This is a genomic window from Dapis brunnea BLCC-M229 (genome assembly GCF_050015995.1).
Lineage (GTDB): Bacteria > Cyanobacteriota > Cyanobacteriia > Cyanobacteriales > Microcoleaceae > Trichodesmium.
The window spans coordinates 1-10,861 of the sequence record NZ_JBNHEP010000166.1; the positions used below are offsets into that span (position 1 = coordinate 1).

Sequence of the window (10,861 nt, forward strand, 5' to 3'; positions counted from 1 at the left end):
AATCAAACCGCTGGTGGCAATCAAAATATCGGCAACGTTACTCAAACAGCAGGCAGTGATGCCATCAATAATCAAACCGCTGGTGGCCAACAAAACCTAGGAGAAATTAATCAAAATTTTGGCAATGAATCAATCAATATTCAGAGCCAAGAAATCAATCCAAATACCAGCCAGACATCAGTCAATTTTAATTACACAACCGCCAGTAACAACAACCAAATTACAAACACTGCTACAGCCAAAGAAAAAACCGAAGAATCTATTAACACCATAACTAATACCCAACAAATATTAAACATAGTTGATACAGTTAATACCAAACCTATAACAGTAGCTACAGGTTCAGAGCAAATTATAACAATGTTAGAGAAAAGTCGTATCAAAGAATATTCAGATTACTTTGGAGAAGACTTTAAGGAACAATTAGTCAATACAAAAAATGTCCGAGATATTTTGACCGATATGGCTGCTAAAACCGGAAAAGAATCTGCTGTTGTTTATATTAATTCTCATTCAGACCAATTGCAGATAATATTATATACCAAATCAGGTCAGCCAATTATTAAAATTATTCCCGAAGCTAACCGCAAAAAACTCATGAAAACTGCTCTAAAATTACGGGCACATATTACAAATCCGGCTCGTCGTTTTACTGATAGTTATCTGCCACCAGCACAACAATTATATGATTGGTTAATAGCTCCTATCTCAGCAGAATTAGAAGTAGCAAATATTGATACTTTACTGTTTAGTATGGATGAAGGTTTACGAACTTTACCTGTAGCAACATTACATGATGGGGCACAATTTTTAATTGAAAAGTATAGCCTCAGTTTAATTCCCAGTGTCAGTTTAATGGATAGTAACTATCGCCCACTTCAAGATACTCAGGTATTAGCAATGGGAGCCAGTGAATTTATAGAACTAGAGCCATTACCAGCAGTACGTGTAGAATTAAAAACAATTTCCCAAAAGTTATGGCAAGGTAGCAAATTTATCAATGAAAACTTTACTCGCAATAACTTGTTAAATGAACGAGAAAATTATCCCTATCCGATCATTCACTTAGCTACTCATGCAGAATTTTTACCTGGTAAGGCGAGTAATTCATATATTCAACTGTGGGGAACAGACCAAATCAAGTTAGACCAAGTGCGGGAATTAGGCTGGAGTAAACCTGCGGTAGAATTGTTAGTATTGTCTGCTTGTCGCACTGCAATAGGAGATAGAAATGCAGAATTAGGGTATGCGGGGTTAGCAGTAGCAGCAGGAGTGAAGTCAGCTTTAGCAAGTGTGTGGTATGTGAGTGATGAAGCTACGTTGGGGTTAATGACAGAGTTTTATACTCATTTGAATAATGCTAAGATTAAGGCAGAGGCGCTAAGACAGGCACAGTTAGCCATGTTGCGAGGAGAGGTAGTTATTGTAGATGGGGAATTAAGGGGAAGTGGAGCGCGTGGTGTGGTGGTGTTACCGTCGGCATTAGGGAAGTTTAGTAATCATAATTTATCTCATCCTTATTATTGGGGAGGTTTTACTATGGTTGGTAGTCCTTGGTAATTAAATTTTGTCAGTTTTGTATACATCAGGGAGAGCATAGACTGATTTTATGCAATTGTCTTAAAGTTATTTGAGACAATAATAGAACAGAGATTGTTTTATAGCTTCCCTATGTCTTACTTTTTACCATTTTTTTAACTTTTAGTATTGAATATTTTTATGAAACCTAATTTTGCAGATTCTTACAAAATCACAGCTCTGACTATAATTCTCAGCACATTAGCAGCAGCACCCGCCAAATCTCAACCCATAACTCCAGCTAACGACGGCACAGGAACAAGTATAAATCAAAATGGCAATCAATTTAATATCCAAGGTGGTACTCGCAGTGGGGCCAACCTCTTCCATAGTTTTGACAAATTCAATGTCAACTCTGGCCAAACAGCCAATTTTATGACCACCCCAGACACCCGCAACATTCTAGGGCGAGTCACAGGAGGTAATGCTTCTTATGTTAACGGTCTCATCCAAGTCATCGGTGGTAATTCCAACCTCTTCTTAATGAACCCCGCAGGCTTAATGTTTGGTTCAAATGCCAGCCTCAATATACCAGCCTCATTTAGTGTTACGACCGCTACAGGTATTGGTTTTGACAGTAATAATTTCTGGTTTCAAGCAATGGGGACAAACGACTATGGTAATTTAGTCGGAGACCCCAGTGGCTATCGTTTCAATGTTTCTAACCCAGGGGCTATAGTTAACGAAGGAAATTTAAGTTTAAACCCCGGAGAAAATTTAACTTTATTAGGTGGCACAGTTATTAATACTGGGGAACTCTCTACAGCAGGGGGCAACATTACTATTGCAGCAGTAGAAGGTGGTAGTGTCTTAAGAATATCTCAACCGGGACATTTATTAAGTTTAGATGTAGACTCCTCTGTGGCGAGTAGTCGGGATATGTCTGAGTTTAGTCCCCTATCTTTACCAGAATTATTAACAGGTGGGGAAGAAACTCATGCCTCGTCTGTCATAGTTAATGCTAATGGTGAAATAGTATTGAGTGACTCAAATACTCTAGTTGCTGATGTACCAGGAAGTGCCATTACTTCTGGAAGCATCAATGTTTCGCTCCCCCCTAACCCCCCTTACGAAGGGGGGGATAATAGTCTCCCCCTTAGCAAGGGGGACGGAAGGGGGATCGGAGGTCAAGTAAATGTTTTAGGCGATCGCGTAGCTCTCATTAACGGCAATATCAACGCCAATGGCATCAACGGAGGTGGAACAGTATTAATAGGAGGCGACTTTCAAGGTAATGGAATTGTGCCTAATTCTCAGCATACTTCTGTGAATAATAATTCATTTATTTCTGCGGATGCTATTAATAATGGAGATGGAGGAAGGGTAATAATTTGGTCAGATGGAATTACTGATTTTGGCGGAAATATTAGTGCCAAAGGAGGAGAATTTTCTGGAAATGGAGGGTTTGTTGAAGTTTCGGGCAAACAACAATTAATATTTGATGGAAATGTTAATGTTAGTGCAGCTTTAGGAAATACAGGAACAATTTTATTAGACCCAGAAAATATAATTTTAGGAGGCTCAGAAAGTAACACTTCCCTAGAAAATACTGAGGGTAATATTATTCTCCTAGCTGATAACGATATAACAATCAATGAAAATATAGAAACTGACTCATCTGTAGAATTAAAAGCTGGTCGAAGTATTAATATAAATGCGGATATTGACACATCAGTTGGGAATGGAAATATTGATTTGTTTGGTAATAATGATGAGATGAATTTTGCTAACCGGAGTAACGGAAAAGCTTCGATAAATCAATTGGATGGAACAACATTAAATGCAGGAAGTGGCACGATTAATATTCAGTTGGGAAATTTAGGAGAAGTAGGAGATATAAATCTGGCTTCTTTGACAACAACAGGGCAAGTTTTAGTTAATGCTAATGGGGGAAATATTGCCAGAGTTTCTGAGAATTCAATTATTAATGCCGGGAGTGTTTTATTTCAAACTTCCGGGAATGGTGGAATAGGTTTAACTGATGCGCCTTTGCAGTTGAATGTAGAAAATTTAGAAGCAGTTTCTGGTAGTGGTGGAGTGTTTTTTGATGTGTTTAGAGACGTAAATATTGGTGGTGTAAGTGAGGAGGTTGTGGGTATTTCCAGCAATGATGGAGGGGATATTACTCTTGAGAGTCAAGGAGATGTGACTGTTACTGAAGACATTAAAGCTGATGTTGTTACTGATGGTGAAACAGGAGGTGATATTAATATTAATGCTAAAAACCTTTCTGCTATTGATGGTGCTAGGATATCTGCTAGTACCTTTGCAAAAGGGAATGCAGGAAACATCAATATTACAGCAGAAGATACTGTAATATTTGATGGAGTATTCAATGATTCCCCCAGTGGGGTATTTAGTGCCGTCAGACCAGAAGTACTAGGTGATGCTGGGGATATAACTATTAAGACAGGTTCTCTAACAGTTAAAAATGGTGCTCAGATAGCTTCCAGTACATTTGGCAAAGGAAACCCAGGAAATGTGGAGATTAATGCTACTGAGACTATACTCTTTGATGCAGGAGGATCAGATTTTACTGGAGCATTTAGCTTCGTGGAAGAAGGAGCAGAAGCGAATGCTAATGATAGTAGGATAACTATTACCACTCGCTCTCTGGAAGTTAAAAATGGTGCTAAGATATCTGCCGGTACCAATGGCAATGGGGATGCAGGAGATGTGATTATTACTGCGACAGATACTGTATTCCTTGATCAAGCATTCCCAAGTATCCGCAGTGGGGTATTGAGTGCCGCTGGCCCACAAGCACGAGGAAATGCTGGGGATATAACTATTACCACTCGATTTCTGGAAGTTAAAAATGCTGCCTCGATATCTGCCGATACCAGAGGTACGGGGAATGGAGGAAATGTGGAGATTACTGCGACAGATACTATATTGTTTGACGGGGCATTGCCAAATAGCCGCCGTAGATCGGGGGTAGATAGTACAGTCAGAACGGGAGGAGTAGGTGATGCTGGGAATATAACTATTAAGACAGGTTCTCTAGAAGTTAAAAATGGTGCTCGGATAGGTTCCCAGACCGAGGGCACAGGGAATGGAGGAAACGTGACTATTACTGCGGATACTATATTGTTTAACGGGACACCCTCAAATGGTAGATCCAGTAGCGCATTGACTACTGTCAGACCAGGAGCAGTAGGTAATGCAGGGAATGTGATTATTACTACAGGCAGTCTAGAACTTACTAATGGTGCTGCAATAGATTCCCGGACCGATGGCAAAGGGAATGCAGGAAATGTGGAGATTACTGCGACAGATACTGTATTGTTTGACGGGGGTGGTAGTGGAACTAGAATCAGTCGCGCATCTAGTTCTGTCAGACCACGAGCAGAAGGGAACGGAGGGAATGTAAGTATTACTACAGGCAGTCTAGAACTTACTAATGGTGCTCTAATATCTTCCAGTACCGAGGGTAAAGGAGACGCAGGTAATATATTTATCAGAACGCATTCTCTACTAAAAATCAATGAAAACGCCAGCATCTCAGCTTTCACTGAAACCAAGGGAAAAGGAGGCAACGTCATTATTACCGCCCCAGAAAACCTCAACATCACCGGCAATGGAGAAATAACAGTTAGTAGTAGGGGAGCAGGCAACGCCAGCCAAATAGACATCCTCAGCCCCAACATCACCCTCTCCGACGGCATAGACATCACAGCCTTCACCGAAAGCACAGGTAATGCAGGTATCATCAACCTAGAAGGAGACAACATCAACATCCAACCCAACACCCGCATACTAGCCTTCACCGAAAACGAAGGAGACGGAGGCAACATCACAGTCAGAGCCACAGAAACACTAAACCTAGACGCAGACAGCCAACTATCAGTAGAAACCAACAGAGGTGGAAAAGCCGGAAACATAGAAATCAACACCCCCCAACTAACCATCGGTCAAAACGCCCAAATAAGTGCCACAGTCAACATCGGAGCCACCAGCACTGAGCCTGGAGGCAACATCACCATCAACACAAATGAATTAAACATTGCAGGAGAACTCGGAATATTTGCTGAAACCGAAGCCACAGCAGACGCAGGTAGTCTTACCCTCAGCCCCTACAAAACTAACCCCAACCTAGACATCACCTTCACCAATGACGGCTTTATCTCAGCTTCCACAAGTTCCACAGGCAACGGAGGCAACATTAATATATCAGCTCCAGAAACCATCAACATTCAAGGAAACGGCTTCATCGCTGTAGAAACCACTGACATTGGCAACGCCGGTACTATTAACATAGACACAAAAAACCTTACCCTATCCGACCAAGTAGCCATAAGCGCTTCCACAGAAGACAAAGGCAACGCTGGAGTTATCAACATTAACACAAACAACCTCACCCTAGAAACCGGAACAAGTCTCACCACCGAAACCAACGATGCAGGAAAAGCAGGAGAGATAGAAATAAATACCAGACAACTAACCATAGGCGAAGACGCCCAAATAAGTGCCACCGCCAGAGAAGGAGCTACTAACACGGAAGCAGGCGGCAACATTACCATCAACGCCACAGACTTATTCATCTCAGGGCGACTCGGAATATTCGCCGAAACCGCAGGAGAGAGTCCTGCTGGCACCCTAACCCTCAACCCATACAGAAGAGATGGGGGGATGGGGAGAGGGGGAGATGGGGAGAGCAGAAGACAACTAGGTACATTTGACTCAGACCTCAACATCACCTTCACCGAACAAGGCTTCATCTCTGCTCGCACCACCTCTATAGGAGACGGAGGCAATATCAATATATTTGCCCCAGAAAACATCAACATCTCAGGAGACGGTTTTATCTCAGTTGAAACTACAGGAGCAGGCAACGCAGGCACCATCAACATCGAAACCGAAAACCTCACAATAGCAGAAAATACCACGATATCTGCATCCACATCCGATAGTGGAGATGGAGGCAGTATCAACATTAACTCCACAGAAACGTTCCAACTAGAAGGTCAAATTTTAACAGAAACCACAGGTACAGGCAACGGAGGAGCGATCGCTATCAACACAGGAGAACTGACAGCCCCAAATAGCACCATAAGTGCAAAAAGCACCGATGCTGGAAACGCAGGTACAATAGACATCACTGCCCAAGAAAATATTACTACAGGAATGATTTCCTCCCAAGCCAACAATCAAAATGAAACCGCTGATGGAGGCAATATTACCATTACCAGCGAACGAGGAGAAATTAATGCCACTCAACCAATTCAATCATTTTCTGAAACAGCAAACGCCGGAGATGTTACCCTGAATGCACAAAACAATATAACCACTGATACCATAAGTTCCCACGGTCAAAAACAAGGCGGTGAAATTACTATGACATCAGAAACCGGAAACATAGACACCAGCAATGGCAACTTCCTAGCCAACTATTCAGGAGGAGGCGATGCAGGCAACGTTAGCCTGAGTGCGCCCAAAGGAGACATCACCACAACTGACATTTTCTCTTTCGCCGATGGGGACGGAGGTGAAATAAGTCTTAAAGCAGGAGGCGACATTAACATTATAGAAGGCAGTAATATAATTTCCGCCTCCGAACCCCCAGGGGAGCAGGGGAGCGCGGGAGTGGGGAGAGGGGGAGTAGGGAGCGGGGGAGTAGGGAGAGGGGGAGTAGGGAGCGGGGGAGTAGGGAGAGCGGGAGATATTATTCTCGAAGCAGGTAACAACATCAATACCACAACTGCCCAAATATATTCTGGTGCAGACGTTGGTGACACAGGGAAAATTGATATTATTGCGGAGGGTGGTATAGAAACAGGAGAAATAAACCTAGCATCAGGTTTTGTCAGAAACAGAGTAACAGTAAACGAAAACTTCACTCTCATTCCGATACCAGGAGAAGAAGCAACCCAAGGAGTTGCCGGAAATATTACCCTCCGCAGCAATAACAGCACAATAGACACTACCGCTGGAACCATAAACTCCCGTTCCCCAGACGGCACAGGAAATATTACCCTCAACGCCAGAGAAAATATTACCACAGGCAAACTAGAAGCAAGCGCCCTTAACCCCAACCAACCAACAACAGGCGGAGATGTCAGCATCACAAGTATTCAAGGACAAATCAACGCTACCGAAGCCATAGAAACCTTCTCAGAAAGAGGAACTGCCGGAAATGTTAATCTAAAAGCAGAAGGTTCGGTAAATATAGAAAACATACTCTCTCAAGGAAGACAACGAGGAGGCGATATAACTATAGATAGTCGCAGTGAAAACAGCATCAACGCTCAAGGAGAATTAAACACATTTTCCACAGAAGGAATAGCAGGAGATGTCAACCTCACATCCCCAGGAAATATAACTATTAACGGCATTCGCTCAGAAGGAATGCAACAGGGAGGGACTATTACAGTAGAAAGTGAAATTGGAGAAATCACCTCAACAGAAAACATAGACTCATTCTCAGAGCAAGGAATTGGAGGAAATGTGCTTCTCAATGCCTCAGAAAGTATCAATCTAGCAAATGTGTCATCCTTTGGAGCAACAGAAAGTGGAGACTTAATCATTCAAAGTCGCACAGCACAAGTAAATACAGGTAACGTTACCACAGAAGCACCAGCAGGAAGTAGTGGCAGCATTATCATCAACGGAGAAGAAGTCGGCACGGGAGACTTAAGCTCTATTGGCACAACCAGTGCAGGTGAAATTAATGTCGAAGCTACAGATGGCTCCATCACAACTTATGATATTGAAATTAGCTCTGATGGAACAATAGGAAATTTAGCACTCAGAGCAACAGAGGATGTTACCACAGGAGATATTAATCAAAATGCAGGAGAGGGAGATGCAAATATTAACATTGAGTCGGGAGAAGACCAAACCACAGGAGATATTAATCAAACAGCAGAGAATGATACTAACAATATTCAAACGGCAGAAGGTGACTTGACTACAGGAGATATTACTCAAACTGCGGGAAATGATACTAACAATATTCAAATTGCAGAAGGCGACCTAACTACAGGAGATATTACTCAAACTGCGGGGAATAATACTAACAATATTCAAATTGCTGAAGGCAATCAAAATATCGGCAATGTTACTCAAACTGCGGGGAATAATACTAACAATATTCAAATTGCTGAAGGCAATCAAAATATTGGCAATGTTACTCAAAATGCGGGTAATGATGCTAACAATATTCAAATTGCTGAAGGCAATCAAAATATCGGCAACGTTACTCAAAATGTGGGTAATGATGCTACTAATATTCAAACGGCACAAGGTAATCAAAATATCGGCAATGTCACTCAAAATGCTAGTAATAATACCATCAATATTCAAACGGCAGGTAGTCAGCAAAATCTAGGACAAATAAATCAAACTTTTGGCAATGAATCTATCAACATTCAACTGCCAGAAATAAATCAAAATCCAGATAATACTTCATTAATTCCTAATAACAATACACCCATAATTAACCAGATACTGAATCAAGAAAATCCTGGGAATAATAATATCAATATCCCAAGTAATTTAACTAATAATACCAATCTCCTCAATCAGATTGCCAACAATAATAATCCCAGTATAAATCCCTCAACTACAAATAATTTATTAAACTCTACTACCTCCAATTTGATTTCCACTATTACCCCCAGTAACAACAACCAAATAACAAATACACCTATTGCTCAACACCAAAAACAAGAATCTATCAACCATACTACCCATACCCATAAAATTTCCAAAAGAATTGATTCTGTTCATAGTAATTCTCTTACAGTAGCCACAGGTTCAAACCAAGTAATAACCATGTTAGAACAAAATCGTACTAACGAATATTCTAATTACTTGGGAACAGATTTAAAAGAACAATCTCTCAGCACAAAAAACGTCCGAGAAATCTTAAAAGATATGGCTGCTAAAACCGGAAAAGAATCTGCCATTGTATATATTAATGCTTATCCAGAGCAATTACAAATAATCTTATATACCAAAGATGGTCAGCCAATTATAAAAACTATTCCCGAAGCTAACCGCAAAAAACTGATGAAATCTGTCTTGAAGTTGCGTGCTCAAATCACAAATCCAGTCCGTCGTTATACTGATAGTTATCTGCCACCAGCACAACAATTATATGATTGGTTAATCGCACCTATATCAGCAGAATTAGAAGTAGCAAATATCGATACTTTACTGTTTAGTATGGATGAAGGTTTACGAACTTTACCTGTAGCAGTATTACATGATGGACAAGAATTTCTCATAGAAAAATATAGTATTAGTTTAATTCCCAGTGTCAGTTTAATGGATAGTAACTATCGCCCACTTCAAGATACTCAGGTATTAGCAATGGGAGCCAGTGAATTTCTGGAACAACAGCCATTACCAGCAGTACCTGTAGAATTAAAAACAATTTCCCAAAAGTTATGGCAAGGCAGCAAATTTATCAATGAAAACTTTACTCGCAATAACTTGTTAAATGAACGAAAAAATTATCCCTATCCTATCATTCACTTAGCTACTCATGCAGAATTTTTACCTGGTCAGGCGAGTAATTCATATATTCAACTGTGGGGGAGCGAACAAATCAAGTTAGACCAAGTTAGAGAGTTGGGTTGGAGTCAACCTGCGGTAGAATTGTTAGTATTGTCTGCTTGTCGCACTGCAATAGGAGACAGAAATGCGGAATTAGGGTTTGCCGGATTAGCAGTCGCAGCAGGAGTAAAGTCAGCTTTAGCAAGTGTGTGGTATGTGAGTGATGAAGGTACGTTGGGGTTAATGACGGAGTTTTATACTCATTTGAATAATGCTAAGATTAAGGCAGAGGCGCTAAGACAGGCACAGTTAGCAATGTTGCGAGGAGAGGTAGTTATTGTAGATGGGGAGTTAAGGGGAAGTGGAGCGCGTGGGGCAGTAGTGTTGCCATCGACGTTAGGAAAATTTGGGAGTCAAGATTTTTCTCATCCTTATTATTGGGCTGGTTTTACTATGGTTGGTAGTCCTTGGTGATTGAAGAAGGAGTCAGATCAAATCCGGTAGCATTGGTGTAATTAGATAATAAGAGTCTGGGGAGTGTGGGAAGGGTGGGGAGACAGAGAAAGTAGTGGAAATAATTATACCTGTATCTTTCTTTACTTGTCTGCTCAAAGTCCTAACTTTTTGGTAACTCTTGCTGAAAAATTTGCACTTTTTTTCGTTCCACAAAGGCTAAAACATTTATATGTCAGTGCTTTTAGATTTAATCAGCAAACCCTATTTAGTGAAAAATCTAATCTTCCTAGATTGAAGAAATTAATTATCAGACTTGATTGATTTT

The 10,861-nt window shown here is 41.0% G+C and carries 2 protein-coding genes; both read left to right on the plus strand.

Annotation, left to right across the window (positions count from 1 at the left end; translation table 11 throughout):
• A partial coding sequence (locus ACP6PM_RS19190; protein ID WP_426587417.1) for a CHAT domain-containing protein occupies nucleotides 1–1,560 on the plus strand: 1,560 nt, incomplete at its 5' end.
• A 159-nt stretch (nucleotides 1,561–1,719) separates the two neighbouring features.
• Nucleotides 1,720–10,554: a CHAT domain-containing protein gene (locus ACP6PM_RS19195; RefSeq protein ID WP_426587418.1), complete on the plus strand. Its 8,835-nt coding sequence runs from the start codon at nucleotides 1,720–1,722 to the stop codon at nucleotides 10,552–10,554.
• Nucleotides 10,555–10,861: the final 307 nt, after the last annotated feature.